The organism is Phenylobacterium parvum, from assembly GCF_003150835.1.
GTDB lineage: Bacteria > Pseudomonadota > Alphaproteobacteria > Caulobacterales > Caulobacteraceae > Phenylobacterium > Phenylobacterium parvum.
Genome location: NZ_CP029479.1, coordinates 2,768,424 through 2,792,371 on the forward strand (window position 1 = coordinate 2,768,424; position 23,948 = coordinate 2,792,371).

The 23,948-nt window shown below is 70.7% G+C and carries 26 protein-coding genes and 1 tRNA gene; 13 read left to right on the forward strand and 14 right to left on the reverse strand.

Features of this window, described 5'->3' with window-relative positions; genetic code table 11:
• The first annotated feature begins 55 nt into the window (after window positions 1-55).
• The 4 genes from HYN04_RS13020 to HYN04_RS13035 all read left to right on the forward strand — a co-directional run bounded on the left by HYN04_RS13020 (window position 56) and on the right by HYN04_RS13035 (window position 3,338).
• Window positions 56-628 carry an SH3 domain-containing protein gene (locus HYN04_RS13020; protein WP_110451163.1) on the forward strand — a complete coding sequence of 191 codons (573 nt, stop codon included), beginning with the start codon at window positions 56-58 and terminating at the stop codon, window positions 626-628.
• A gap of 91 nt (window positions 629-719) precedes the next feature.
• On the forward strand, window positions 720-1,247 hold the full coding sequence (gene fabA / locus HYN04_RS13025) for a 3-hydroxyacyl-[acyl-carrier-protein] dehydratase FabA (RefSeq protein ID WP_110451164.1): 528 nt from the start codon (window positions 720-722) through the stop codon (window positions 1,245-1,247).
• Between the two features lie 26 nt (window positions 1,248-1,273).
• Window positions 1,274-2,485 carry a beta-ketoacyl-ACP synthase I gene (gene fabB / locus HYN04_RS13030; protein WP_110451165.1) on the forward strand — a complete coding sequence of 404 codons (1,212 nt, stop codon included), beginning with the start codon at window positions 1,274-1,276 and terminating at the stop codon, window positions 2,483-2,485.
• A 37-nt stretch (window positions 2,486-2,522) separates the two neighbouring features.
• Entirely contained in the window at window positions 2,523-3,338 is an 816-nt protein-coding gene (locus HYN04_RS13035; RefSeq protein ID WP_162599660.1) for an enoyl-ACP reductase FabI, read from the forward strand.
• Between the two features lie 5 nt (window positions 3,339-3,343).
• Here HYN04_RS13035 and HYN04_RS13040 read toward each other — a convergent pair whose 3' ends face one another.
• On the reverse strand, window positions 3,344-3,952 hold the full coding sequence (locus HYN04_RS13040) for a TetR/AcrR family transcriptional regulator (protein WP_110451166.1): 609 nt from the start codon (window positions 3,950-3,952) through the stop codon (window positions 3,344-3,346).
• 251 nt (window positions 3,953-4,203) lie between these two features.
• Here HYN04_RS13040 and HYN04_RS13045 point away from each other — a divergent pair, with 251 nt between their 5' ends.
• Window positions 4,204-5,445: a UbiH/UbiF/VisC/COQ6 family ubiquinone biosynthesis hydroxylase gene (locus tag HYN04_RS13045; RefSeq protein WP_110451167.1), complete on the forward strand. Its 1,242-nt coding sequence runs from the start codon at window positions 4,204-4,206 to the stop codon at window positions 5,443-5,445.
• Here the strand turns inward: HYN04_RS13045 and HYN04_RS13050 are convergent.
• The 5 genes from HYN04_RS13050 to HYN04_RS13070 are packed head-to-tail and all read right to left on the reverse strand — an operon-like array spanning window position 5,442 to window position 8,573.
• Window positions 5,442-6,203 (reverse strand): class I SAM-dependent methyltransferase, encoded by a 762-nt coding sequence (locus HYN04_RS13050; RefSeq protein WP_110451168.1) that lies wholly within the window; start codon window positions 6,201-6,203, stop codon window positions 5,442-5,444. The two genes, HYN04_RS13045 and HYN04_RS13050, sit on opposite strands and share 4 nt — an antisense overlap.
• 11 nt (window positions 6,204-6,214) lie before the next feature.
• The gene (locus HYN04_RS13055) at window positions 6,215-6,427 is read right to left on the reverse strand and encodes a Trm112 family protein (protein WP_110451169.1); all 213 of its coding nucleotides are present in this window, start codon (window positions 6,425-6,427) and stop codon (window positions 6,215-6,217) included.
• Window positions 6,428-6,435: 8 nt separating this feature from the next.
• Window positions 6,436-7,086 carry an LON peptidase substrate-binding domain-containing protein gene (locus HYN04_RS13060; protein WP_110451170.1) on the reverse strand — a complete coding sequence of 217 codons (651 nt, stop codon included), beginning with the start codon at window positions 7,084-7,086 and terminating at the stop codon, window positions 6,436-6,438.
• Between the two features lie 4 nt (window positions 7,087-7,090).
• Window positions 7,091-7,999 carry a thioredoxin family protein gene (locus HYN04_RS13065; protein WP_110451171.1) on the reverse strand — a complete coding sequence of 303 codons (909 nt, stop codon included), beginning with the start codon at window positions 7,997-7,999 and terminating at the stop codon, window positions 7,091-7,093.
• 55 nt (window positions 8,000-8,054) lie between these two features.
• Entirely contained in the window at window positions 8,055-8,573 is a 519-nt protein-coding gene (locus HYN04_RS13070) for a prolyl-tRNA synthetase associated domain-containing protein (RefSeq protein ID WP_110451172.1), read from the reverse strand.
• A 102-nt stretch (window positions 8,574-8,675) separates the two neighbouring features.
• Between HYN04_RS13070 and HYN04_RS13075 the strand changes: the two genes are divergently transcribed.
• From HYN04_RS13075 to HYN04_RS13085, 3 genes are all read left to right on the forward strand, one after another.
• Complete coding sequence (locus tag HYN04_RS13075) at window positions 8,676-9,419, forward strand: DUF6065 family protein (protein ID WP_110451436.1); 744 nt, start codon at window positions 8,676-8,678, stop codon at window positions 9,417-9,419.
• Between the two features lie 79 nt (window positions 9,420-9,498).
• Window positions 9,499-9,573: transfer RNA gene (locus HYN04_RS13080), tRNA-Gly, on the forward strand.
• Window positions 9,574-9,683: 110 nt separating this feature from the next.
• Window positions 9,684-10,016: a DUF6481 family protein gene (locus HYN04_RS13085; protein ID WP_110451173.1), complete on the forward strand. Its 333-nt coding sequence runs from the start codon at window positions 9,684-9,686 to the stop codon at window positions 10,014-10,016.
• 43 nt (window positions 10,017-10,059) lie between these two features.
• Here the strand turns inward: HYN04_RS13085 and HYN04_RS13795 are convergent, their stop codons facing one another.
• Window positions 10,060-11,811 (reverse strand): methyltransferase, encoded by a 1,752-nt coding sequence (locus tag HYN04_RS13795; protein WP_110451174.1) that lies wholly within the window; start codon window positions 11,809-11,811, stop codon window positions 10,060-10,062.
• Window positions 11,812-11,966: 155 nt separating this feature from the next.
• On the opposite strand from HYN04_RS13795, the gene HYN04_RS13095 reads away from it, so the two are divergent.
• Entirely contained in the window at window positions 11,967-13,667 is a 1,701-nt protein-coding gene (locus HYN04_RS13095) for an alkyl sulfatase dimerization domain-containing protein (protein WP_110451175.1), read from the forward strand.
• Window positions 13,668-13,676: 9 nt separating this feature from the next.
• Here the strand turns inward: HYN04_RS13095 and HYN04_RS13100 are convergent, their stop codons facing one another.
• Together HYN04_RS13100 and HYN04_RS13105 are read right to left on the reverse strand one after the other, a co-directional pair.
• Window positions 13,677-14,168 carry a hypothetical protein gene (locus HYN04_RS13100; RefSeq protein WP_110451176.1) on the reverse strand — a complete coding sequence of 164 codons (492 nt, stop codon included), beginning with the start codon at window positions 14,166-14,168 and terminating at the stop codon, window positions 13,677-13,679.
• Window positions 14,169-14,304: 136 nt separating this feature from the next.
• Window positions 14,305-15,159, reverse strand: coding sequence for a hypothetical protein (locus tag HYN04_RS13105; protein ID WP_110451177.1), 855 nt, complete (start codon window positions 15,157-15,159; stop codon window positions 14,305-14,307).
• Window positions 15,160-15,243: 84 nt separating this feature from the next.
• On the opposite strand from HYN04_RS13105, the gene HYN04_RS13110 reads away from it, so the two are divergent.
• Window positions 15,244-15,708: a thermonuclease family protein gene (locus HYN04_RS13110; RefSeq protein ID WP_110451178.1), complete on the forward strand. Its 465-nt coding sequence runs from the start codon at window positions 15,244-15,246 to the stop codon at window positions 15,706-15,708.
• Between the two features lie 30 nt (window positions 15,709-15,738).
• Here HYN04_RS13110 and HYN04_RS13115 read toward each other — a convergent pair whose 3' ends face one another.
• The 3 genes from HYN04_RS13115 to HYN04_RS13125 are packed head-to-tail and all read right to left on the reverse strand — an operon-like array spanning window position 15,739 to window position 19,670.
• The gene (locus tag HYN04_RS13115) at window positions 15,739-16,077 is read right to left on the reverse strand and encodes an MmcQ/YjbR family DNA-binding protein (RefSeq protein WP_110451179.1); all 339 of its coding nucleotides are present in this window, start codon (window positions 16,075-16,077) and stop codon (window positions 15,739-15,741) included.
• 43 nt (window positions 16,078-16,120) lie between these two features.
• Window positions 16,121-17,545, reverse strand: a complete 1,425-nt coding sequence (locus tag HYN04_RS13120; RefSeq protein WP_110451180.1) for a mechanosensitive ion channel domain-containing protein — start codon at window positions 17,543-17,545, stop codon at window positions 16,121-16,123.
• Between the two features lies 1 nt (window position 17,546).
• The gene (locus HYN04_RS13125; protein WP_110451181.1) at window positions 17,547-19,670 is read right to left on the reverse strand and encodes an adenylate/guanylate cyclase domain-containing protein; all 2,124 of its coding nucleotides are present in this window, start codon (window positions 19,668-19,670) and stop codon (window positions 17,547-17,549) included.
• A gap of 145 nt (window positions 19,671-19,815) precedes the next feature.
• Here HYN04_RS13125 and HYN04_RS13130 point away from each other — a divergent pair, with 145 nt between their 5' ends.
• Genes HYN04_RS13130 through HYN04_RS13140 form a run of 3 tightly spaced genes read left to right on the forward strand, consistent with a single transcriptional unit; the run spans window position 19,816 to window position 22,903 of the window.
• A complete protein-coding gene (locus tag HYN04_RS13130) occupies window positions 19,816-20,475 on the forward strand; it encodes a class I SAM-dependent DNA methyltransferase (protein ID WP_110451182.1) in 660 nt (219 codons plus the stop codon).
• A gap of 46 nt (window positions 20,476-20,521) precedes the next feature.
• On the forward strand, window positions 20,522-21,685 hold the full coding sequence (locus tag HYN04_RS13135; RefSeq protein WP_110451183.1) for a saccharopine dehydrogenase family protein: 1,164 nt from the start codon (window positions 20,522-20,524) through the stop codon (window positions 21,683-21,685).
• Window positions 21,686-21,742: 57 nt separating this feature from the next.
• Complete coding sequence (locus HYN04_RS13140) at window positions 21,743-22,903, forward strand: saccharopine dehydrogenase family protein (protein WP_110451184.1); 1,161 nt, start codon at window positions 21,743-21,745, stop codon at window positions 22,901-22,903.
• Here the strand turns inward: HYN04_RS13140 and HYN04_RS13145 are convergent.
• Window positions 22,875-23,480, reverse strand: coding sequence for a CC0125/CC1285 family lipoprotein (locus HYN04_RS13145; protein WP_338418730.1), 606 nt, complete (start codon window positions 23,478-23,480; stop codon window positions 22,875-22,877). The two genes, HYN04_RS13140 and HYN04_RS13145, sit on opposite strands and share 29 nt — an antisense overlap.
• Before the next feature lie 64 nt (window positions 23,481-23,544).
• Window positions 23,545-23,940, reverse strand: coding sequence for an MAPEG family protein (locus HYN04_RS13150; RefSeq protein ID WP_110451186.1), 396 nt, complete (start codon window positions 23,938-23,940; stop codon window positions 23,545-23,547).
• Between the last annotated feature and the right edge of the window lie 8 nt (window positions 23,941-23,948).

Here is a 23,948-nt window from a genome sequence, read left to right on the forward strand (position 1 = left end):
GTCCTGCGAAACGGCGCTCTGGCGCCTTCGCTCCCGAACCTCTAGCAAAGAGGGCATGAACGGCCAAGGTGAGCCTTCCGGACGCGGACGCCGCGCCGCCCTTTCGATCCTCCTGGCGGCGGCCTTCGCCCTGACGGCCCCGGGCGCAGCCGCCGTGGCCGATGCGCGCGTCACGCCCTCCGGCCTTCCCGTGCCCCGCTACGTGACCCTCAAGTTCGGGTCCGTGAACGCCCGGTCGGGTCCGGGCGACGACTATCCGGCCCTCTGGGTCTACCAGGTCCGCGGCCTGCCGGTGCAGGTGATCGCCGAATCCTCGGAATGGCGCCGGATCTGCGACCCGGACCGCGGCGTCGCCTGGGTGCACATGCGCACCACGGACGGCCGCCGGAATGTCATGCGCACGGCCGCGACCCCCTTGGCCGTGCAGGCCTCGCCGCGGGCTGACGCCCGCACCCTCGCCGTCCTCCAGCCCCGGGCCCTGGCCGCCCTGCAGCGCTGCGAGTCCGGATGGTGCCGCATCAAGGCGGACGGCGTCTCCGGCTGGGTCCAGGCCTCCGGCCTGTGGGGCGTCGACGAGCGCCCCCAGTGCGCCCCGCCGCGCCCCGCGCCTCGCCCGGCCGCCCGTTGAGCGGCCCCCCGGGCTCTGATAGAGCGGGTCAACTGCGTCCGGCGTACTTCGCCGGGCGCCTCGGTTTATGCGACGAGCGGAAGGGCGAGCCATGATTCCCGGCGCCAAGGCCAAGGACCACTATTCCCGGGAGGAGCTCCTGGCGTGTGGTCGGGGCGAAATGTTCGGGCCGGGCAACGCCCAGTTGCCGGTCCCGCCCATGCTGATGTTCGACCGGATCACGAAGATCACCGAGTCCGGTGGGGCCTACGACAAGGGCCAGGTTATCGCCGAGCTGGATATCCGACCGGACCTCTGGTTCTTCGACTGCCACTTCATCAATGACCCGGTCATGCCGGGCTGCCTGGGCCTCGACGCCATGTGGCAGCTGGTGGGCTATTTCCTCGGGTGGTCCGGGGCGCCCGGGAAGGGTCGCGCCCTGGGGGTCGGCGAGGTGCGGTTCACCGGGCAGGTGACCCCGAAGGTCAAGCAGGTCGTCTACCGCATCGACCTGAAGCGAGTGATCATGCGCAGGCTGGTGCTGGGTATCGGCGACGGCGTCATGGAGGCGGACGGCAAGGTGATCTACGAGGCCAAGGACCTTCGTGTCGGCCTGTACGATCCGAAGGATCTGGTCTGATACCGGCGTATCTGGGGGAACAGGGCATGCGGCGCGTCGTCGTCACGGGCATGGGCATCGTCTCATCCATCGGAAACTCCCTGGACGATGTCCGGGCATCCCTTCGCGAGGCCCGGTCGGGCATATCGGCGGCGCCGGAGTATGCGGACCTGGGCTTCCGCTGCCAGGTGCACGCCGATCCCGGCCTGGACTGGGAGGCCGCCGTCGACCGCCGCGCAGCGCGGTTCCTGGCCCAGGGTACGGCCTTTGGCCACATCGCCATGGAGCAGGCCATCGCCGATTCCGGCCTCACCGAGGCTGAGGTCTCCCACGAGATGACCGGCCTGATCGTCGGCTCGGGCGGGCCCTCGACCAAGGCCATCATCGAGTCCGCCGCCATCGCCCGCGAGAAGGGCCCCAAGCGCGTCGGTCCCTTCGCGGTCCCCAAGGCCATGAGCTCGGGCGTTTCGGCTGTCCTTTCGACCTGGTTCAAGATCCGCGGGATCAACTATTCAATCTCGTCGGCTTGCGCGACCTCGACCCACTGCATCGGCGCAGGGTATGAGCAGATCGCCCTCGGCAACCAGGACGTGGTCTTCGCCGGCGGGTCCGAGGAGCTGCACTGGACGCTCTCGGTCCTGTTCGACGCCATGGGCGCCATGAGCTCCAACTTCAACGACCGGCCTGCCGTAGCCAGCCGGGCATACGACGCCAACCGCGACGGCTTCGTCATTGCCGGCGGCGCGGGAATCCTGGTGCTCGAGGAGCTCGAGCGAGCGAAGGCCCGCGGGGCGAAGATCTATGGCGAGATCGTTGGCTACGCCGCCAATTCCGACGGCTTCGACATGGTCGCCCCTTCGGGCGAGGGCGCCGTACGCTGCATGCGCCTGGCCCTGGCCCGGGCCGGGAACCGCAAGGTCGACTACCTCAACCCCCACGGCACCTCGACGCCGGTGGGCGACATCAAGGAGATGGAGGCGGTCCGCGAGGTCTTTGGCGAGGCCGCCCCCGCGATTTCCTCCACCAAGTCCCTGACCGGGCACAGCCTCGGCGCCGCCGGCGCCCAGGAGGCGATCTATTCGCTCCTGATGCTGAACGGCGGCTTCCTGGCCGAGAGCGCCCACATTGAAACCCTCGACCCCGCTTTCGAGGGCCTGCCCATCCTTCGCCAGCGCCAAGACCGCCAGGTCGAGACCGTCATGTCCAACAGCTTCGGGTTCGGCGGCACCAATGGCTGTCTGGTGATGTCCCGGGTCTGACCCGACTCCGCCTTCCCGACCCTCCAGGAGACGTAAAGTGGCCGACGACTACGACATGCCCCGCGGCGAGCTCATGAAGGGCAAGCGCGGGATCATCACCGGGGTGGCCAACCACCAGTCCATCGCCTGGGGCATCGCCAGCCAGCTGGCCGCCCAGGGCGCCGACCTGGCCTTTTTCCACCTGCCGGGCATGGAGCGCCGGGTGCGCCCCCTGGCCGAAAGCGTCGGGTCCACGGTCATCGAGCCTGTCGACGTCACCGATGACGCCAGCATGGACGCCGGGTTCGCGGCGGTCGAGAAGGCCTTTGGCAAGATCGACTTCTTCGTCCACGCCCTGGCCTTTGCGCCCCGCGACCAGATCAAGGGCTCCTTCGTGGAGAACGCCACGCGGGAGGGTTTCCGGACGGCCATGGACATTTCGGCCTACAGCTTCGTCGACTGCGCCCGCAGGGCCAGCCGGATGATGCCGGACGGCGGATCCCTGGTCACCCTGACCTACCTGGGCTCGGAACGCGCCATCCCGAACTACAACACCATGGGTGTGGCCAAGGCCGCCCTCGAGGCCGCCACCCGCTATATCGCCCGCGACCTCGGGCCCCAGGGCATCCGGGCCAACGCCATCTCGGCCGGCGCCATGCGGACCCTGTCCCTTGCGGGCATTTCCGGCGGCCGGTCCATGCTGGCCCAGGGCCGGGCCCTGTCGGCGCTGAAGGAAGACACCACCATGGAGGGCGTCGCCGGCGCCGCCTTGTGGCTGCTGTCCGACCTCGGGCGTTCGACCACCGGCGAGGTGGTCCATGTCGACGCCGGCTTCCACATGATGGGCCTGCCGGACGACTCCGACGAGGGCTGAGCCCCTCAGGCCGCGTAGGCTCTCACGAACCTTCCCGCCGCCTCCCGCGCGATGCGGTCGATGGCGGTGGGCGCGAGGTCGGAGTCCACGCCCAGGAGCCGGCCGGTCTGGTGTGAGCCGATGACCATGCCGGCGAAGAACTCGGCCGCCAGGGCGCAGTCATCCACCCGGAGGCGCCCGGCGCGGGTCTCGCCCTCCAGGAAGGCGGCCAGGCGCGCCCGCGAGGTCCGCGCCCCGGTCTCGAAGAAGGTCCGGGCCAGGTCCGGCATCTCCGCCGCCCCCTGGATGTGAATCCGCAGAAGGGCGATGGAGGAGGGCGTGGCGATGGATTCCAGCACCACACGGGCGTAGCCGGCCAGGGCCTCCTCCGGTCCGTCACCCGAACCTGGGCTGTCCAGGTGCGCCGTGATCTCGTCCACCCGGCGCTCGACCAGGATCCTGACCAGTTCGGCCTTGGAGCCGAACCGGTTGTAGACGGTCTGCTTGGACACATTGGCCCGCCGGGCGATATCCTCGATGGACGCGCCCATTCCGCGCTCCGCCAGGGCGTGGCGGGCGGCTTCAAGGATGGCCAGTCCCTTGGATTCGTCGACCTGTCCCAGGCGGCGCGGCATCAGGCCCTCGCCCTGCGCCGCCGCTGGCCTGCAATGCAACCCTTGGGTCGCCTTGGACTCTTGCGGTCCATCGCTTCCCCCCTTCTTCCGCACTCGGGAGCTTTTCGCCGCCCTTGCCCTTACCTTGCGGCGCGCCGTCCCGGGGCACAACTCCTAAATGGACCGCAACGTCCATGAAATGCGCGACAGCAGGCTGACCGTTGCCGAATGAGGGACTGGACGGCGGGCGCCCGGCGGCGGCATATCGCGGCATGGACGCGGACGTGATCATCGCCGGAGCCGGCATGGCCGGAGCGACCCTGGCCCTAGGCCTGGCGCGCAGCGGGCTAAAGCCCATCCTTGTCGATCCCCAGCCCTTCGACGCCCAACAGGCCCCAGACTTCGACGGTCGGGCCTCGGCCATCGCCTATTCCAGCTTCCGCCAGTGGCGGGCCCTCGGCCTGGCCGGGGACCTGGAGCTCTACGCCGAACGGATCTGTGAGATCCTTGTTACCGACGGTCGCACGCCCGGCCCATCGGCCGCAGCGCCCGCCTCCGGCTTCCTGCGCTTCGACGCCGCCGAGATCGCCGACCGCTCCGAGGGCGAGCCCCTGGGCTACATGATCGAGAACCGCCGTATCCGCGCAGCCCTGGCGGCGGCCGTCCGTCACGAAGGCGTCGAGGTCCTGGCCCCCTCGCGGGTGACCGGAGTGGATTTCGCGCCGGGAGCCGCAGCGGTCCGCCTGGATGATGGCCGGGTGCTGACCGCGCCCCTCGCCGTCGGCGCCGAGGGCCGGGTCTCGACGGTGGCCGCCGCCGCGGGCATCCGCAGCGCGGGCTGGACCTATCGCCAGACGGGGGTCGTGGCCACGGTGGCCCTGGACCAGCCGCATGGCGGCGTCGCCCATGAATACTTCCTGCCCTCGGGGCCCTTCGCCATCCTGCCCCTGACCGGCCAGCGGTCGAGCCTGGTCTGGACCGAACCGCCCGCCCGGGCCCAGGCCCTCAGGGCTGCGCGCCCGGAGGCCTTCCACGCCCATCTCCAACGCCGGTTCGGCGACCTCCTGGGCCGGCCCCGCCTGGTCGGCGAGGTCTTTACCTATCCCCTGGCCCTGCAGCTTCCCGAGCGCATCACCGCGCCGCGCGCCGCCCTGCTGGGCGACGCCGCCCATGGGGTCCACCCGGTGGCCGGCCAGGGCCTCAACCTGGGCCTGAAGGACGCCGCGGCCCTTGTCCAGGTCCTCGTGGAGGCGGTGCGGCTGGGTGAGGATATTGGCTCCGAGGTCGTGCTGGACCGCTATGCCCGCTGGCGGAACGTCGACAATGTCGGCCTTGCCGTCGCGGCGGACGCCTTCGTCCGCCTGTTCTCGAACGACAATCCGGTCCTGCGGGCCGTCCGCGGCCTTGGTCTCTCGACGGTGAACCGGATCGGTCCCGCCCGGCGCTTCTTCATGCAGGAGGCTGGCGGCGCCGTCGGCGACCTGCCGAGGCTCCTGCGCGGCGAGGCGCCCTAGCCGGGCCTTCGCGCCGAGAAGTTGAAAATCCCGTCGCCGGATCTGGGCGGCCTTCCGGGTCGGAAGTTCCCGCAGACCTCGATGTCCGCGAATCCGGTCCGGGCCAGGGCCATCGCGAACTCCTCCAGACCCCAGGCCCGGTAGGCAAAGAGCTCGAGCTCGGTCTCCAGGAGGCGGCCGTCCCGCCAGCGTTCATAGCGGTCATGGTTGAGCCGCGTCTGCGCCACGACGTCCTTGCGGACCTGGCGGCTCTCGAGGGTCAGGAGATCGCCGTTGGCGGCGGTCCAGGACCGGATTCCCCCGGGCGCGTCGAGGAAGCTCAGGGGCGGCAGGTCCACCAGCAGCAAGCCTCCCGGCGCGAGCTGGTCCCGGAATCGCTCTAGGACCGCCATGGCCTCATGGAAGTTGTCGACAAGGGTGAAGGTGCTGGTCGGGACAAGGATGGCGGCCTGGCCCGGCGCCTCGAAATCCTGGAACCGCGCCTGGAAGAACTGAGGCGCATGGCCGCGGCCTTCGGCGTTGGCGCGACACCGGTCCAGCATGTCAGGGGAGGCGTCAAAACCGCTGATCCTGAGGCCCGCGTCCAGCAGGGCCACCATCAGCCGACCATTGCCCACTCCGGCTTCGAGGATGGGGCCGTCCAGCCCCTCCAGACGCGCCTGGTAGTAGGGCCCGTCGAACAGGGACCCTACCGGCTTGTCGAGATCATAGATCTCGGCGCAGAGCCGGCCGTAGCGGTTTACGGTCTGTGCGGCCATGCGCAACGCCCTCAGGAAAGCTCCCGGGCTTCCTCGGGCAGCATGACGGGCACCCCGTCCCGCACCGGATAGGCCAGGTTCGCCTTTCGGCTGATCAGCTCGCCTGCGGCCCGGTCGTATTCGAGGGGGCCGTGGGTCACGGGGCAGACCAGGATCTCCAGCAGGCGGGGGTCGAGCCCGGCGTCGAGGGGCGGAAGCGGAGCGTCCGGCGAGGAATCGGTCATTTCAGCACCTACTGCAGGGTTTCCGGCGGTCCGTCGTCATCCGTCAGGGCGTCGATCTCCAGGAGGGCGGTCAGCACATCCTGTCGGTCGGCGCGGTCGGGGGCCTCCAGCAGGGCCTGCTTCTCGGCCGGCGAGAAGGGCAGGCTCATGGACAGGCCGGCGACCAGCTCGTCCAGGGGGGCGGCGTTCAGGGCGGCCTCGTCCACGTCCAGGTCCCGCCGGTTGAGGTAGGACCGCAGCGCCCGGGACAGGCGGGCGCGCTCGCCGCCGGTCCGGCGCCCGGGCTCCAGGTCTTCAGTGAAAGGTGCGAAGTCGGCCCGGACCTGCCGGTAGGGGGTCTGGCGGCCCAGCTCCTCGGCGATCCGGAACCGGCAGACCCCGGTCAGGGTGATCAGGTAGTCGCCCTCTGCGCCGTCCCTGAAGCGTGTCACCCGGCCAGCGCATCCGATCCTGGCCAGGTTGGGCCGCGCCTTGTCGCCCCCGGCGGTCTGGACCATGCCGATCATCCGGGCGCCTGACATGACGTCGTCCAGCATGTTCAGGTAGCGCGGCTCGAAGATGCGCAGGGGCAGCTCCGCCCCGGGCAACAGCAGGGCCCCGTCCAGCGGAAAGACCGGAAGGGTCTGGGGCAGCTCGATCGGGAGGGGACGGGACGCCATGGCGTCAGGAAAACAGGATGGCGGACAGCCGCCGGCGACCCTGGCGAGCCAGGTCCGAGGCCGCGCCCGCCGCCTCGAAGACGGTCAGGAGCTGGGCGCGGGCGGCGCCCTCGTTCCAGTCGCGGTCGGCGGCGATGATCTGCAGAAGGTGGTCCATGGCGGTGTCCAGCCGGCCAGCGCCGGCCAGGGCCCGCGCCAGCTCGAAGCGGGCCTCGTGGTCGGCAGGGTCGGCGGCGAGGCGGGCCTCGAAGGCAGCGGTCTCGGCGGGGGCGGCTTCGGCCAGGGCGAGGGCCGCGCGCACGCTCTCCAGACCCGGGTCCTTGGCCCCTTCGGGCGCCATGGCGGCGATCTCCGCAGCGCGCTCCAGGTCGCCCCCCTCCAGGTAGACCTTCGCCATCCCTCCCAGGGCGCGGACGTCCTGGGGGTCGGCCTGAAGCACGCGGGCGAAGGCCTGGGCGGCGGTGTTCAGGTCGCCGGCCTCAAGGGCCTCGCGCCCGACGGCGATCAGTTCGTCCCCGGCGTCGGCGGGGGCCTGGGCGGCCAGCCGCTCGACGAAGGCCTTGATCTGGCTCTCGGGCAGGGCGCCGGTGAAACCGTCCACCGGCCGCCCACCCACGAAGGCGAAGACGGCGGGAATGGACTGGACCCGCAGCTGGCCGGCGAACTGGGGATGCTGGTCGATATCGATCTTCACCAGCTTCACCTTGCCCTTGGCGGCGGTGACCGCGCGCTCGATGGCGGGGCCCAGCTGCTTGCAGGGGCCGCACCAGGGCGCCCAGAAGTCGACGATGACCGGGGTCTCGCGCGACGCCTCGATCACGTCGGCCATGAAGCCGGCGTCGGTCCCGTCCTTGATCAGGCCGGCCGGCGCCGCACCCGAAAGGGGGGCCGAGTTTTCACCGATCAGGCTCATGCGGGGTCTCCGGGAGAGGAATGAGGCTGCAAGATGGACCTTCCTGGCCTTCGCTTCAACGCGGGGGAAGCGCAGAGAGGGCCAGGCGGGGGAAATCCACCACCAGGGGCTCGCGGCCCAGGTGCTCCAGGAGCCGGCGAAGGCTCGCCTGGTCCACCGTGGTGGTGGCGGTGTTCTCGAGGGGATGGAAGCTCACCTGGTCGGCCTCTGCGAGGGCGAGATCGAGGACCAGCCGCACCCTGTGCAGGGGATCATTGGCCAGGGCGAACAGGGTCACCGAGCCGGGCGTCACCCCCAGGCTGGCCTCCATCAGGTCTGCAGCGCCGAAGGACAGGCGGGCCGAGCCGATCACCCCGTGCAGGCGCTTCAGGTCGATGGCGGTGTCGTCCTTGGCGCAGACCAGCCAGAGGTCGCCCCGGGCGTCCTTCAGAAACAGGTTCTTGGTGTGGGGGCCGGGAATCCTCGCCTTGATCTCCGCCCCTTCGCCGACCCGGAAGACCGCCGGATGGTCCAGGGTGGCGTGCGCCATCCCCAGCTGGTCGAAGAGGTCGAGGAGGCCGTCGCGGTCGAGCATGGCGCTCCTTACCCTTCCCCCGCCTGCCGGAAAAGCGGTGGACGCTGCGCGCGCGCCCTCGCTAAGGGGATGGTCAGGACAGACAAGGACCGGGAGCCCGCCATGGAGCTCGAGTGCTATCCCACCGCCGACCGCCCGCCGGAGATCGTTCCCGGCCGGCCCCAGCGCGCCTGGATGGACAAGTTCGCCGCCCGGCACCCCTATCGATGCCTGCCCCTGTCCATGGCCAACACCACGGGCTGGGAGATCCTCTGCCCCATGAGCTTCACCGCCGAGTGGAACGGCGGGGTCATGCAGGAGGACATCACCCTCACCCCCGACCGCCCGCACCCCGAGTTCCATCGGTTCGTGATGAGCCACTTTTCCTCGGGGGTGGTGACCATGCACCCCGGCTATCTCTTCCGGACCCCGCCCGGCTGGTCGGTCCTGGCGCAGGGCCCGCCCAACCACGTCAAGGACGGAATCCAGCCCCTGTCGGGCCTGGTGGAGACGGATTGGCTCCCCTTCCCCTTCACCATGAACTGGATCTTCACCCGCCCGGGCAAGGTGCGGTTCGAGAAGGGCGAGCCCTTCTGCTTCATCACCGTGATCAAGGACCGCGAGATGGCGGACTTCCAGCCCGTGATCCGTTCCATGGCCCGAAATCCCGAGCTGCGCGGGCAGTACGAGGCCTGGGAGAAGCACCGGGCCGAGTTCAACCGCCGGATCATGCGCTTCGAGCCCGAGGCGACCAAGGAGGCCTGGCAGCGCTTCTATTTCCGTGGCGAACTGCCCGACGAGACCGGCCCCGCCCCCGCCGAGCATGTCAACAAGCGCCGCCTCAAGACCCCGCGCTTCATGGGCTGAGACTGTCTTGCCAAGCCGCCGGCCCTCTGCCATAAGCCGGCTCCCGAACATCGGGGCCCCGCAAGGAGCCTCACGGAGCGCGGGCGTAGCTCAGGGGTAGAGCACAACCTTGCCAAGGTTGGGGTCGGGCGTTCGAATCGCCTCGCCCGCTCCAAAATCGATCAAGTCGCAGGTCTATCGTCCCCGGACATCGGGACGGCGGCTGCGACCCGGGATCGGGCCCCGGACTGGAAACCCTGAGACCAAAGGCTCGAGCCCCAAGGCATGAAGTACGAAGATGTCGGTAGGAAGTACGAAGACCGCCAGAAGGCGTCGGCCGCCGCCAAGAAGGCGATGCTGGAGCGCCTGAAGCCCAAGCCCCACATAATGGATCCCGACCTGGAGGCCCGAAAGGCCGCCGCCGCCGCGGAGCTGGAGGCCGTGCGCGCCGCCCGCAACGCCGAGCGCGCCGCCAAGCGCGCCGCCGCCGCCGAGGCCGAGCGCCTGCGCCTGGAGGATGAGGCCATCACCCAGGAAGCCCGCGAACTGGACCTTCGCGCCCGCCAGAAAGAAGCCCGCGACCTCCGCTACGCCGCCCGCAAGCAGAACCGGAAGTAGGCGGGGAGGGCTTTAGTAGGCCAATCGCCGACCTCCTCCGCCCTCAGGTCGTGGAGGAGAGAGACGTTGTCTTCCTGGCTTTCGGCCCAGCCCATTCCTGGACCTGTTGATCCTGTCTCAGGCGTAGTCTGCGCCATTCCATCCCTGCGAAGATATCTTCCAGGTCTCCCCCACCGTGCAGCGGTAGCGCTGCGGCAGCCTCCCTGCGGAACTGCTGCGAAAGGGCGTCGTCCGAGTCCCAGGCTTCGCGCCACCACTCCAGAATCCCGCTCCGGGCCTCCAACAAGGCTCCGGGCGAGGGCAGCCGAGCGCCCTTATTGCGATTTACAGTCGCCCGGGCTGGCAGAAGGTTCCAGAGGTCGCCGCAGGGCCAGGCGGACCAGGGCAGGCAATGATCGATGTCGAAGGCGTCTCGCTTCAGTCGGCCGCCGGTCCACACGCAGCGGATCGATTCCCCGCGATCCAGTCGCTGTATCGCGACCATTCGCGCGAGGCGGGTGTCCCGTTCCGGGTCGAGCCAGCGAAGGCGCGCCTCGATCTCCCCTGGCCCAAGCTTGCGCCCCATCCGCACGGCGAAGCCTTCGACAAGACGCACCCACTCGCTGACGAGGACAGGTTCAACCCAGGCCCCCAGCCTCTGCAGGGTTCGCCAGATCTGACCCGGGACTGCCAGGGTCCCGAACGATCTCAGCGTGTCTCCGTCGAGGATGATCTCACTTTTGAACCCAGCCAGCCTGGCGGGTCGGGCAGTAAAGACCTGGGAGTCAGAGTTCGGATAGCGGGTGAAGTGCGCGGGCATTTTGGCGATGGTGGACCGGGCATCCGCTAGGGCTTTCGCCAGGGTCGCCGCCCGTTCTCCCGAGAAGGTCGATCCGATCCTCAGGTCCTGCCCGACGACACCTCCCGCGAGCAGGCGACGGAAGGCGTCCTTGGCGAAGCCCAGCCGGTCGGAGCCCTGGTTTCCGGGAAGTTGGGGCAGGCCCGCCGCCGCCAAGGGTAGGTACATCCGTAGCCAGTAGAGCGCCACAGCCCCCAGGGGCAGGTCCACGATGTCCTCCTCCGGCCGCTCGACCGCGAGGGCTGGGGCTGAGTCCGCGAGACGGGCGACCGCCCGGAGCAGGCCGAGCTTGTAGGTCGCCGACTTGTCGTCGTTCAGGATAATGCCCCTGAGCAGCGGCAGGGCTCCCGCACCGTCATCGGGCAGGGACAGGACAAAAGTCGTCCAGCTGACAGCCGTCCGACCCTGCAGGTCGGGGTTGGAGCCGATCCGGACCACATTCAGGCCGTGGGCCCGCGCATAGCCTTCGACCTCGCCCCGGGAGACCGGCCACATGGGCCTGTCGCTCTCGCCGGACCCATCCCGGACGGAAATGAGCAGGACGCCCCCTGGCTTCAGGAGCGTCGCGACCTTCCGGAAGGCTCGCGGCCGGTCGCCGGGCGTGACGTGCATCAGGACACCGCTGAGCAGGATGACGTCAAAGGCGATGCCGAGTCTGTGCGTGGCGGCCAGGGAGGGCAACCGGTCATCCACCCACCGGATCAGGGGGTCGGGGTGCAGGCTCTGGCCCGCCATCCGCATGCCGGGGGAGGGTTCGACGGCGACCACCTCAAAACCTTTTCGCCGCAGCCACGCCGCATCGCGCCCGGACCCTGCGCCGATGTCGAGGGCCAGCCTGTCCGCCCCTTCCGGGAGGCAGTCTAGGAACGAGGCATGAACCGACTCCGGGTCGAGTTGCTCGTACTGGTGCACGAAGACCGCGGCGCGCTCATCGTATCCGTGAACAGGATCGGTCATTTCCAGCCAGCGCCGTCAGTCTCGACGCCAGTCTAGGCGAGGCGACGAGCGCCTCCAATCCCTCGCCCGCTATCTGCCACTAGGCCGCCCCCTTTCTCCCCCACTCCCCCGAACTGCGCTAGGCTTGCGGCCAGGCAGTTCAGGAAGGGGCCTCCATGCGCAGTTTCGACGCCGATCCGGCCCATGTCGGCACGGGGCCCCTGGGCCAGAAGGCGCACCGCCGGCACATCGACCACTCCGGACGGCTTGAGCGGCGGCTCTACGCCCCGCGGCCCGGGGTCTGGTGTCTGGTGGGCAATGGCCTCTCCAACCAGACCTTCATCGAGGGGCCGGAAGGCCTGATCGCCATCGACACGGGCGAGAGCGAGGAGGAGATGCGCACGGCCCTGGCCGAGGTGCGCGCCCACACCTCCGCTCCCCTGGCGGCGGTGCTCTACAGCCACTTCCACTACATCGGCGGCACGACGGCGGCCCTGGCGGACGCCGGCCGCGCGGACCTGCCCATCCTCGGGCACGAACGTATCCCCCTGAACCTGGCCCGCACCTCGGGAGAGATCGCCCCGGCCTATTCCCGGGGCCTGATCCACCAGTTCGGCCTGCGCCTGCCCCCCGAGGGGCCCGACGCCCTGGTCAACGAGGGCCTGGGCCTGCACTTCCGCAATCCCGAGCACGCCCCCTTCACGCCCGGCCACGTCCCCCTGACCCAGACCTTCCGGGGCGGCGAGCGCCTGACCCTGGCGGGCATCGTGGTCGAGATCCACCACGCCCCCTCCGACGCCGACGACAGCGTCACCTTCTGGTTCCCCGAGCTTTCGACCTGCGTGCAGAACCTGGTCTGGCCGACCCTGTTCAACATCTTCCCGATCCGGGGCGAGGAGTACCGCGACCCGCAGGTCCTGCTGGCGGGCATCGACCACATCCTGTCCCTGGGGGCCGAGCACCTCCTGGGCGCCCATGGCCCGCCCATCACCGGGGCCGCCGGGATCGCCGCCCGCGTGACGCGCTACCGCGACTCCATCCAGTTCCTCTGGGACCAGACCGTGCGCGGCCTCAACCGGGGAAAGACCGCCGACGCCCTCGCCCATGAGGTGCGCCTGCCCGCCGCCTGCGACGACGACTACCTGACCAGCGAGTTCTACGGCGTGGCCGAGCACCATGTGCGCCAGATCGCCGCCGGCCTGCGCGGCTGGTTCGACGGCGAGCCGGGCAAGCTCTTCGTCCTACCCCCCGCCGAACGGGCGCGGCGGCTGGTCGAGGGCTTTGGCGGCGCCGGCGAGGTCCGCGCCCAGGCGCACGCCGCCCAGGACGCCGGCGACCTGCGCTGGGCCCTGGAGCTGGCCTCCTGGCTGGTCGCACGGCCGGAGGCGGAGGCCGCGGACAGGGCGCAGCTGGCCGGCGTCCTGCGCGCCATCGCCCAGGGGACCTCGGCGGCCAACATCCGCAACTGGTGCCTGACCCGGGCCCTGGAGCTGGAGGGCGCCCTGGACCTGTCGCGGGTGGCCGAGCACCGCCTGCGCCCGGCCCAGCTGGCGGGGCGGCCCCCGCGCGAGGCCCTGCACCTCCTGCGGGTGATGGTCGACCCGGCCCGTGCGGAGGGGATCGACCTGCACCTCGGCTTCGACTTCCCGGACGCCGGGGCCGCCGGCCTTCACGTGCGCAACAGCGTCAGCGTCGCCACGGACGGCGCAGGGGCCACGACCCGCCTTGCCGTCCGCTGGGCGGATCTCGCCCGGGTCCTGGGCGGCCAGGCCCGGCTGTCGGAGTTGGAGGCCTCGGGGGCGCTCGCGATCACCGGCGACGCAGCCGGGGCCCGCCGGGCCCTGGCGGTCTTCGACCCGCCGGGCCTTGGGAGCTGAGCCGGCGCCTCAGCCCTTCACCGGATAGAGCTCCGCGCATCGGGTCCAGGTGTCGAACGGAGGCTTGCGGGCCTCATGGTCCTGACGAACTCGTTCCTTCTGGGCCTCGCTCAGGACCGTGGGGAGAGGCTTGAGCCCCGAGACCTCCAAGGCCCAGGCGCTCCCGCGCTGCTCCTCGGCGATGACGTCGGGATCCTCCAGCTCCGCGAGGGACTGCAAGCCCCTCGCCTGCGCAAAGTCATGTTCCCGGTCTGCGAGAGAGACCGCCGAGGCCCGCGCCAGGTCGCTGTCGAGGCCAAAGGCCAGGGCGAGGATGTTCATGACCGCGTTCTGGACGCCCAGGCAGTAGGCGTCGGAAGGCTCGCCTTCCTTCCCCGCGACGTCTCTTGCGCCCTCATTCCCGGCCTGGACCTGCGGCGTCGCCGCTTCCGCCGTCTGTGGGGGCCCAGGGTTGCACCCGGCCAGGACCAGGGCCGCCAGGAGGAGGGGGGTGATGCGCATTCGGAAGACTCCTGGCCGGAAGCGGTCGGCGCCTGCGTCTGATGCGGGAACCGGCAAGCGCGCCATGCCGCCCTCGAAACCTGACCAGGTCAAGGTCCCAAAGCCGCGCCTCTCGAGCTGGACGACGACCCGAGCCTCATTTCTTGAGCGGATAGGCCGCAGCGCAGGCGATCCAGTCGTCGAACAGGGGCGAGCCCGCCTTGAAGCGGGGCCCGAGCTGTTCCGCCTCGGGGATCTTGTCGGTCATGGCGCCCATGGTCAGGTAATGGTCGACGATGAAGGCGCCGTTCTTCATCTCGTGCTGGAAACCGGGCGCACGGGCCCTGTCCTTCGCCTCGACCATCTTGCCGGCGGCGAACACCGATCCAGCCTCGGCGAGGTCGCTGTCCTTCCCGAGGATGTCGGCGGCCTTGCCCGCCACGGCGATGTGCAGGCCCAGGCAGTAGGCTTCGGTCAGCCTGGCCTCGGGGCGGGGGGCGGATACCGGCTTACCCCGGCTCTCGTGGCCCAGGACCTTGCCGGTGGCGATCTCGATCTTCTCGTCGCAGGGGACGGGCCCCGGCAGGCCGCACTGTCCCCCGTGAACGGCCACGAGAAGGATCTTGCCGTCCCCTGAAACCTCCCAGCCCCGGTTGACACCCTCGACCAGTCGGGTCGCCGTTCCGTCCGCGCCCACCCGGAAGGCCGGATTCTCGCAGCCGCCGGTGCCACAGAACCCCTTGGTTTCGGCGCCGGGGCAGATCCTCTCCAGGTCGATCCCGTAGATCGCGCCGGCGGGGCTCTCCCCCTTCCGGACGACGTCTGCGGCCGAGACACCCTCGGCGGCCCCGGACCCGCAGCGGGCTTTGATGCCCGCCACGTATTCGCGTATCAGGGCCGGCGGAAAGGCGGGGGCCTTGGCTTCCGGGGGCGGCGCTTCGGCCGGCTTCTGGGTCTTGGGGCTGCACCCCGCCAGCACCAGGGCGGCGAGGATGAATACGAGAGCGCGCATTTGCAGGGTCTCCAGTCGGACGGGGGCCGGGCGCCCCTCTCCGACGCCGACCCTTCTCGCCGCCAGATTGACTCCGGAGGGTTTATGAATCGTCGAAGGGTCCGGTTCTCCCCGCCGCTGGCGACGGGCCTTGTGGGCCTTGTCCTCCTGGCTGGCGGCCCCGCCCTGGCCGATCCCTGCGGGGCGGTTCCCCAGAAAGGGCCCATGCCGGCCTCCCTCGCCCGGGGGGAGCGCTTCTCCGGGCCTGTGGTGCATGTGGGTGACGGGGACTCCCTGTGCGTGGCCGTGGGCCCACGGCGGGGCGCAGACTGGGTGGAGGTGCGGCTGGCCGACTTCTACGCCCCCGAACTGAAGGAGCCCGGCGGTCGCAAGGCCCGCGACACCCTCAAGCGCATCACCGCCGGACGGCGGGTGGACTGCGTCTCCCGCGGGCGGAGCTGGGATCGTGTCGCCGCCGAATGCCGGCTGGCCGGCCGCAGCCTGGGCGACCACATGCGCGCCGCCGGCGTCCGCGAGGGTGGCCGGGGGCGCGCCCCGCGGCCGCTCTGAAGCCGCCGCCACCCGCCCGACCCCGGCAGGCTAACGGGTGCGCCGGGTCCTGGGCCGGGGCGCGGCGAGGGCGTGCGCGGCCTTGAGGGCCGAGACAAGCGTGGCCTCGTCCACGGCCTCCAGGTCGCAGCGTGTGGCGCCCATCCGGCCCCACCCGCCCGGGACGGGAGAGAAGGCGAGCGGCTCCTGTTCACAAAAGAAATCCCGCAGGTCGGGGTCGAACATCAGATTGATGTCGGCGCCGTCCCTGGCGAGCGTGGCGAAGGTCTTGCGCGGCGTCCTGAGCGCGGTCCGATCAAGGTGCGGGTGTTCGGAGGCCCCTTCGAGGCTGAGCGCAAGTGCCTTGGCGCGGGCGGCGGTGACGGGCATGGCGCGTGATCCTGAAGGGCGCGTCGAGGGCTCAGGACCCGGGTCAGGTCTCGCGTGCGGACTGGGCGGCGCGCCGACGCACCTCCAGGATCTTGCCCACCTCGCGCGCCAGCGGCGGGCTCTTCTCGAAGAGCCGCGACACGGCGTCGGGCGCCATCCGGACCACCTGGCAGTCCTGCAGCGCTACGGCCCGCAGGCTGGAAGCCTGGCGGCCGTACATGCCGCTTTCACCAAAAACCTCGCCGGGCAAGGCGCGGGCCACCTCGACAGCGGTCTCGCCGGCGCCGGCCTGCAGGGACACTTCGCCCTGGACCAGGATCATGACCCCCGTCAGGGGTTCGCCCTCCTCGAAGATCTGCTCTCCCCGGGCGAAGTCCAGGGCCTCCAGGGAGGCCTCCGCGATGTCCGAGAGATCCGGGAAGCGACCGAGCCCGCCGAGGAGAGCCCGGGCCGACGGCGGCGGACGGCCAAATTCGCCCTTCTGCTCGTAGTCGAGGTTGACCGAGACCGGATAGGGCATGCTGAGGCCCCGTCGCCGGGCGGCGTACCAGATCCGTGTCAGCACCTCGCTGCGCACCGGCCAACGGTCTTCCTCCAGGGTCCGGTAGATCAGCCGGTAGACGATTCCGAAGTCGCCAAAGCTGAGGGTCGCCGCGATCGGCGCAGGCGCAGCCAGGACGCCGGGGGTCCCGGCGGCCACGTCCAGTAGGGCGTCGCGGACATCGTTGGGCGCGTCGTCGTAGCTGAAGGAGACCTCGACCATCTCCATCCGCAGCTTCCGCGGCCGCGAGTAGTTGGTGATGACTTCCTTGTTGAGCACCGAGTTGGGGACCACCCGGGTCAGGCCTCCGAAGGCCTTGAGGTGGGCGGAGCGCCAGTTGATCTCCTTCACCTCGCCGGAGACGTCGCCCACCTCGATGTGGTCGCCTACCTCGAAGGGGCGCTCCATCAGCAGCATGACCCCGGAGAAGAGGTTGCCGAGGGGCTCCTGGAGGGCCAGGCCGACGACGATAGAGCTGACGCCCAGGGCGGTGAGGGCGCCGGACAGGTCCTTGCCCCAGACCTGCGAATAGACGACCGCACCGGCAAGGGCGACCAGCAGGACCCGGACCAGGTCGCGCAGGAGCCTTGGCACCCGGGTCGCCCAGCTGCCCGGCGCCGCCGCCTCGAAGACGAGGCTGTTGATGTAGTTGAGGGTCCCCGCGGCGGCGAGAATCCACAACACGGTCTCGGCCAGCCGAACCGGCAGGCTCGACGCCGGGAACCCCGCCGCCACTCGCAGGAAGAGCACCAGGGCCAGGGCCGGCATGAACCAGTTGCGGGTCCACCTCAGGGGTGCGGCGATGGGGTGGCCGCGGCGACCTGCGACCTGGATCGCCTCGGTCATGGCCAGCAGGGCGAGGGGCAGGCCGAGTCCGACCGCCAGGGCCGGGCCCACGGCCAGGCCGCCCAGGTCCGGGAGGGTCATCTCAGCGGTCCCCGTCCGGGGCCGGACCGCCGCGCGCCGCGCCGTCCTCGGCCAGAGGGTAGAGCTCCACCCGGCCCATGCCCTTGATTTCCGTCAGGACCGGCGCGCCGAAGGCCACCACGTCCTGCACCCGGTCGCGGACCGCCTGGGTCACCTGGATGGAGGTCTCGCCGTCCGAGACGATGCCCCGGGCCAGGCGCACCGTGTCGCCCCAGAGGTCGTAGATGAAGCGCCGGCGCCCCACCAGGCCGCCGGTCACCGGGCCGGTGTTGATGCCGACCTCGGCCACGAGGTCCAGGCCGCGCTCGGCGTTGAAGCGCCGGACGATCCGCACCGCCTCCCGGGCGAACTCGACCATCCTGAGGGTGTGGTCCGGCCGCTCGGCGGACAGGCCCGAGGCGGCGAGGTAGGACGAGCCGATGGTGCGGACCTTCTCCACGCCCAGGGCCTCGGCGGCCTCGTCGAAGGCCCCGACCATGTCGCTCAGGAGGCTGAGGGAGCCCTCGTCGCCCAGTTTCTGCGCCAGGGCGTCGAGTCCGAACAGGTTGACGAAGGCCACGGTGACGTCGGCGAAGGAGCGCGGCGCATCATGCCCGCCCTCGCGCATCTGGGCGGCGCCCGAGGCGGGGAGCAGGCTTTCCAGGAGCCGCTCGCTCTCCTGCGCCTGGGCGAGGGCCTCGGCCTTCTGCTGTCTGAGCTTCCGGATCATGTCGTTGAGGGAGTCCCCCAGGGCCCGGAGTTCGGGATCGCGGGGCGGCGTGACCTCGGCGTCGTGGTCGCCCCTTCCGATCCGCTCGGCGGCCGCAGCGAGGGCGCTGATCGGGCGGGTGATCCGCGTGGCGTAGGCGATGGCGACTAGGGACCCCAGCAGGGCCAGGCCAACCGCCGCCGCCAGGGCTTGGCCGGCGTAGGCGCGGACGGGCGCCAGGGCCTCCCTCTGGTCGACCTGCGCGATCACGGCCCAGCGCAGGGAATCCAGGTCCACCGGCCCGTAGGCGGTGAAGACGCGCTCGCCCCGGTAGTCCACGTCGTCGTCCTCCACCCCGCTGCGCCCGGTCAGGGCCGCTTCCGAGGCCGCGCCGACCTCGGGCGCCAGCAGAACGGCGGTGCCGAGCCGTTCGATCTGGTCCACCGTGTGGGTGGTGAGGCTGGAGCGGCGCAGGCGGGCCACGAAGGCCTTGGGATCTTCCTGGAGGAAGCGGGACTCGGTCCGCAGCTTGCTGTCAGGTCCGATCAGGAAGACCTCGCCGGTCCGTCCCATCCCGTCATTGGACAGGGCGGCCTCGATCCGGTCGGTCGGCAGGCGCAGGGCCATGATGGCCACCAGCCGGTTGCCCTCGAACACCGGCGTGGCGATGAAGGCCCGGGGCTTGCCCAGGGCCGGCCGGTAGAATTCAAAGTCCGACATCCGGTAGTCGTCGACGTTCTGGCTCTGCTGCAGCCCGCGGACCGCCGTCGCCAGCTTGCTTGAGGCGTAGGGACCCGTCGCCAGGCTGGTCCCGAGGGCGGCGTTGGCCTGGTAGCTGAAGAAAACCTCGAGGGTGTCGGGGTCGATCAGCAGGATGTTCTCGAAGCCAAACCGGCGGAGGATGTCCCCCAGCCGGGCGTGGGTGTCGGCCACGGCGCGCCCGTAGGACGTGGGGTCAGCGCCGGTCGGCAGGGGCTGGGATCCGGTGTAGGGCCGGGCCGACGGCGCCACATAGGCCGCCTGGGCCCGCCAGCCGGCGTTGGACGCGGGCAGGAGGGTGGCCGGCGCCACCGTGGCGTCGATCCCCCGGCTGAGGGCCGGCGCGTACTCCCGCGTGTGGAAATCCATCACGGCGGCCCGGGCGGCCGCATCTGGCGGCGCACCGTTGAGGGCTCTGTAGCCCGCCCTGAGCTCGGCGCTCATCCGGCCGATCTCCGGTAGGCCGGAGAGGGCGAGGACCTCGTTCCGGGAGGCCTGGAGGAGGGTCGAGACGAGCTTGACGCGGGAGGTCTGGACGCCCTGCAGCTGTGCCAGGGCCGCCGCCTTCAGGGAGGCCCGGGCGCTCGCATAGCCCAGTCCCGCCACTACGCCGACCGAGGTCAGGAGCAGGAGGAGGATGAAGGCGATGAGCCGGGTCTGCAGGCTGAACGGGCGCATGAAGGGAGATCCGGGTGTCGGCGGGGTGGCGGAAGCAAGCTCAGGCGTCTTCGATAGGGCCCGTCCTGCGGCCGGGCAAGGCCGGTCTCCCGCCGGGGAAGGGTGTGGTCTGGCGTCCCGCCCCCGCCCATGCCAGCCTTCTCCCATGCCCGAAGACCCCCTTAAGGTTGACGCCAGGGCCCGGCGCGCCGCCGCGGACGTGATCGGCCTCTACAGCCGACATGCGGAGAAATGGGATGCGGCCCGTGGAGCGGAGGTCCGGATCGAGGGCGCCTGGCTGTCGCGGTTCGTGGACGGCCTGCCCCCGGGCGGCCGGGTCCTGGACCTGGGCTGCGGGACGGGCCGGCCTCTTGGCGCCTGGCTCCTGGAGAAGGGGTTCGATGTCACCGGCGTGGACGCCTCGGCGCCCGCCATCGACCGGGCCCGGGCCCGGTTCCCCGCCGGGACCTGGCTCTGCGCCGACATGCGCAGCCTTGCGCTGGGGCGCACATTCGACGGCATCCTGGCCTGGGACAGCCTCTTCCACCTGACGCAGTCGGACCAGCGGGCTCTGTTCCCGGTCCTGGGCGCCCACGCGGCCCCTGAAGCGGCGCTGATGTTCACCTCCGGTCCTGACGCGGGAACCGCCATGGGCGAGTTCGGGGGCGACCCGCTGCATCACGCCAGCCTCTCTCCCGGCGACTACCGGAGCCGCCTGTCGGCGGCGGGCTTCGGAGTTCTGGACTTCCGGCCAGAGGATCCGGACTGCGGCGGCCACTCCGTCTGGCTTGCCCGCCGCGCGGGCGCCCATCCCAAGCTTGGCTGAGGGCCCGCCAGGGTCCATATCGTTCAGGACAACCAGGGAGGGACCCATGCGGGCCGACGCGGAATTCGACATCATCGTCTATGGCGCCACAGGCTTTACCGGCCGTCTCGTGGCCGAGCACCTGGTCCGCACCCAGCCGCCTGGCGGCGAGGTCTCCTGGGCCATGGCCGGCCGTTCGGCGGACAAGCTGGCCGAGGTCCGCGACCTTATCGGCGCCCCGGCCTCGACGCCCCTCGTGGTCTGCGATGCCGCCGACCCGGCCCAGCTGAGGGCCATGGTCCACCGGGCCAAGGTCATCGTGACCACGGTCGGGCCCTACCAGCTTTACGGTTCTGACCTCGTCGCCGCCTGCGTCGAGGCGGGGACCGACTATGTGGACCTGTGCGGGGAATCCAACTGGATGGCCGAGATGGTCGCCGCCCACCACGAGGCCGCCCGGGCCTCGGGCGCGCGCATCCTCTTCTCCTGCGGCTTTGACTCCATCCCCTTCGAACTGGGCGTCCTGTTCGCCGAGGAGACTGCGAAGCGCAGGCTGGGTCACCCCGTCCCGCGGGTGAAGGGCCGTGTTCGGAATATGCGCGGCGGCCTGTCCGGCGGCACCGCGGCCAGCGGCGCGGCGACCATGGACGCCATCCGGCGCAATCCCGCCCTGTTCCAACTGATGATCAACCCCTTCGCCCTGACGCCCGGCTTCACCGGCCCCGCCCAGCCCCCGGGCAATGAGGCCGTCTTCGACGAGGACGTCGGCGCCGAGGTGGGCCCCTTCATGATGGCGGCTATCAATACCAAGAACGTCCACCGCTCGAACTTCCTGCAGGGCCACCCCTGGGGGGCGGATTTCACCTACGACGAGATGTCCATCACGGCGCCGGGCTCCAGCACCTCCTTCACCGACCTCGGCGGCGCCGGTGCGCCCAAGCCGGGCGAGGGGCCCAGCCTGGAGGAGCGCGAGAACGGCTTCTACGACATCCTGTTCGTGGGCATCGACGCCGACGGCCGGAAGGTCCGCGTCTCGGTCAAGGGCGACCGCGACCCGGGCTATGGCTCGACCTCCAAGATGATGGCCGAGACCGCAATCCAGCTGATCGGCACGCCGGCGACCGCGGGCGGCGTCTGGACCCCGGGTGCGGCCCTGGGCGTCCCGCTGATCGAGCGCCTGGCCGCCCATGCGGGCCTCGCCTTCACCGACGAGACGGACAAGGCCGGTTAACCTTCTTTAAGCTCCGACGCGCCACACTCCGCCCCCGGACAACGACCGGGGGCGGCCTTGGCCAGGACGGCGGAACTCGATTTCGTGATCTTCGGGGCGACCGGATTCACCGGCCGCCTGATCGCCAAGCGCCTCGCCGACACCTACGGGGATGGCGGGAAGTACAGGTGGGGGCTCGCCGGACGTGACGGTCCGGGCCTGGCCTACCTGCGTGACCGGCTGGGCTGGCCGCGCCTGCCCCTGATCCTTGCGGACGTGAACGATCCCCGCTCCCTGGACGAGATGGCGCGCCGCGCGAGGTTCGTGCTGTCCGCAGTCGGGCCCTATCAGCTTTACGGGGCTCCGGTCCTGGAAGCCTGCCTGCGCGAGGGCGCCGGCTATGTCGACATGTGCGGCGAACCCCACTGGATGGCGGACATGATCCGCCGGTATGACGCCAAGGCCCGGGAGCGCGGCGTCACGGCGCTCCTGTCCTGCGGATTTGACTCCACGGTCTGGGAGTTGGGCGTGATGGCGGTCCAGGAGACCGCCCAGGCGCGGTTCGCCCGTCCCGCTCCTGAGGTGCGGTCCCGTCTGCTCCGGATGAGGGGCGCCCTGTCCGGCGGCACCGCCGCGACGGCCCGCGAGACCATTTCCCGCATGATGGGCTCACCGCAGGTCGCCGCCCTTCTGCGCGACCCCTTCGCCCTGACCCCGGGCTTCCGAGGCCCTGAGCAGCCGGACGGCGAGAGCGTGCGGTTCGACCCCGACATCGCCCGCACGGTGGGCCCGATCCTGATGGCGGCGATCAACACCAAGAACATCCACCGGTCGAACTTCCTCCAGGGTCACCCCTGGGGCCGGGACTTCCGCTATGAGGAGCTGGCGGTGATCGATGAGGAAGAGGTCTCCGACGGCGGCTCGCCCCTGGCGGCCACCGCCCCGCGCCCCGGCGACGGGCCGCCGCTGTCGGTGCTCGAGGCGGGCTATTTCGACATCATGGTCATCGGCATCGATCCGTCGGGCCGGCGGATCGCCTGTGAGGTCCGGGCAAAAGGGGACCCGGCCTACCTCGCGACTTCCCGGATCGTATCGGAGATCCTGGCTGCGGCGTCGGAAGCGCCCTCCCTCCCGGCCGGCCTTTGGACCGCTGGCGCGGCCTTGGGTACGGGCCTTGCCGACCGGCTAACCCGGTCCGCCGACGTGATCTTTACGACTTCGGTGCTGGCGAAGGGCTGACGCCGGGCTTCGCCCGCCCGTCTTCGGGCCTCTGGATGCGCGGGCCGAGGTTCTCGATCACCGCGCGGGCGTCGAAGGTCTCGGCGTCGTCCGCCCGCTTGGGGCCCTTGCCCAGGACGATCTCGGCGGAGGCCGTGAATTTCTCGACGGTGGAGACGTCCATCGACGGACGGGCGAAGGCGCTGTCCATCCAGGGGTCGTAGGTCCGCCAGCCGTAGGGGCCGTAATACCGCCAGTAGGGGCTCCAGTAGGGCAGGGGCGTGGGGCCGGGATTCACGCGCGCCGAGGTCTTGCGGTCGGTGTCGCGGGTGACGAGGGTGAAGGTGTCGTACCCGTTGGCAAGGGTCAGCTCCGCCGCCCGGTAGGCGAGGTAGAGCTCGACGGTCTCGCGGGAAGTCAGGCTGTTGCCGGTGAAGGTCACGCGATGGCGCCCGGGCTCGATCCGGACGTCCGAGTAGCCGCCCAGGCCCGGCGCGCTCTCCAGAAGGGGCTGGTAGGGCGTGGCGGTCGTGCAGGCTCCGAGGCCGGCGGCGAGGCCAAGGGCGGCGACGAGGACAAGGCGCTTCAGGCGCATCATGGGCTCCTGTCAGGGACGACCCCCAACGTTGGGGGCCGTCTCCGGCGAAAATGTGGCCGCCGCCTCAGGCGAGGAGCGACAGGACCGCCTTGCCCAGGGCCCCGAACAGCAGGACCGCCGTGGCGACCATCTGGACCATGAAGCCGAGCTCACGCTTGTCGGCGGCGGCGGAGTAACCCACTGCGTAGAGGATGCGGCCGACGATCCAGACCAGTCCCAGGACCGCAGCCGGCAGGTCGCCCCAGTAGTGGGCGAAGAGCCAGAGGGAGCCCAGGAAGATGGGCAGCCACTCCAGGGTATTGCCCTGCACGCGCAGGTAACGCTCGAGCATGGGGTCGCCGGACATGGCGGGGGCGGCGATGCCCGAGGTGCGGCGGGCGCCGCCCACCCGGACGCCCATCCAGACATAGGCCAGAAGGGCGAGAAGGGTGACGATGGCGGTGGCGTTCGGGAAGCTCATGGGATTTC

What these genes read in the sequence shown, in the direction of transcription:
- HYN04_RS13020 (WP_110451163.1), top strand. Translation starts at nt 56, where the DNA reads ATGAACGGCCAAGGTGAGCCTTCCGGACGCGGACGCCGCGCCGCCCTT.
- fabA (WP_110451164.1), top strand. Translation starts at nt 720, where the DNA reads ATGATTCCCGGCGCCAAGGCCAAGGACCACTATTCCCGGGAGGAGCTC.
- fabB (WP_110451165.1), top strand. Translation starts at nt 1,274, where the DNA reads ATGCGGCGCGTCGTCGTCACGGGCATGGGCATCGTCTCATCCATCGGA.
- HYN04_RS13040 (WP_110451166.1), bottom strand. Translation starts at nt 3,952, where the DNA reads ATGCCGCGCCGCCTGGGACAGGTCGACGAATCCAAGGGACTGGCCATC.
- HYN04_RS13045 (WP_110451167.1), top strand. Translation starts at nt 4,204, where the DNA reads ATGGACGCGGACGTGATCATCGCCGGAGCCGGCATGGCCGGAGCGACC.
- HYN04_RS13050 (WP_110451168.1), bottom strand. Translation starts at nt 6,203, where the DNA reads ATGGCCGCACAGACCGTAAACCGCTACGGCCGGCTCTGCGCCGAGATC.
- HYN04_RS13055 (WP_110451169.1), bottom strand. Translation starts at nt 6,427, where the DNA reads ATGACCGATTCCTCGCCGGACGCTCCGCTTCCGCCCCTCGACGCCGGG.
- HYN04_RS13060 (WP_110451170.1), bottom strand. Translation starts at nt 7,086, where the DNA reads ATGGCGTCCCGTCCCCTCCCGATCGAGCTGCCCCAGACCCTTCCGGTC.
- HYN04_RS13065 (WP_110451171.1), bottom strand. Translation starts at nt 7,999, where the DNA reads ATGAGCCTGATCGGTGAAAACTCGGCCCCCCTTTCGGGTGCGGCGCCG.
- HYN04_RS13070 (WP_110451172.1), bottom strand. Translation starts at nt 8,573, where the DNA reads ATGCTCGACCGCGACGGCCTCCTCGACCTCTTCGACCAGCTGGGGATG.
- HYN04_RS13075 (WP_110451436.1), top strand. Translation starts at nt 8,676, where the DNA reads ATGGAGCTCGAGTGCTATCCCACCGCCGACCGCCCGCCGGAGATCGTT.
- HYN04_RS13085 (WP_110451173.1), top strand. Translation starts at nt 9,684, where the DNA reads ATGAAGTACGAAGATGTCGGTAGGAAGTACGAAGACCGCCAGAAGGCG.
- HYN04_RS13795 (WP_110451174.1), bottom strand. Translation starts at nt 11,811, where the DNA reads ATGACCGATCCTGTTCACGGATACGATGAGCGCGCCGCGGTCTTCGTG.
- HYN04_RS13095 (WP_110451175.1), top strand. Translation starts at nt 11,967, where the DNA reads ATGCGCAGTTTCGACGCCGATCCGGCCCATGTCGGCACGGGGCCCCTG.
- HYN04_RS13100 (WP_110451176.1), bottom strand. Translation starts at nt 14,168, where the DNA reads ATGCGCATCACCCCCCTCCTCCTGGCGGCCCTGGTCCTGGCCGGGTGC.
- HYN04_RS13105 (WP_110451177.1), bottom strand. Translation starts at nt 15,159, where the DNA reads ATGCGCGCTCTCGTATTCATCCTCGCCGCCCTGGTGCTGGCGGGGTGC.
- HYN04_RS13110 (WP_110451178.1), top strand. Translation starts at nt 15,244, where the DNA reads ATGAATCGTCGAAGGGTCCGGTTCTCCCCGCCGCTGGCGACGGGCCTT.
- HYN04_RS13115 (WP_110451179.1), bottom strand. Translation starts at nt 16,077, where the DNA reads ATGCCCGTCACCGCCGCCCGCGCCAAGGCACTTGCGCTCAGCCTCGAA.
- HYN04_RS13120 (WP_110451180.1), bottom strand. Translation starts at nt 17,545, where the DNA reads ATGACCCTCCCGGACCTGGGCGGCCTGGCCGTGGGCCCGGCCCTGGCG.
- HYN04_RS13125 (WP_110451181.1), bottom strand. Translation starts at nt 19,670, where the DNA reads ATGCGCCCGTTCAGCCTGCAGACCCGGCTCATCGCCTTCATCCTCCTC.
- HYN04_RS13130 (WP_110451182.1), top strand. Translation starts at nt 19,816, where the DNA reads ATGCCCGAAGACCCCCTTAAGGTTGACGCCAGGGCCCGGCGCGCCGCC.
- HYN04_RS13135 (WP_110451183.1), top strand. Translation starts at nt 20,522, where the DNA reads ATGCGGGCCGACGCGGAATTCGACATCATCGTCTATGGCGCCACAGGC.
- HYN04_RS13145 (WP_338418730.1), bottom strand. Translation starts at nt 23,480, where the DNA reads ATGATGCGCCTGAAGCGCCTTGTCCTCGTCGCCGCCCTTGGCCTCGCC.
- HYN04_RS13150 (WP_110451186.1), bottom strand. Translation starts at nt 23,940, where the DNA reads ATGAGCTTCCCGAACGCCACCGCCATCGTCACCCTTCTCGCCCTTCTG.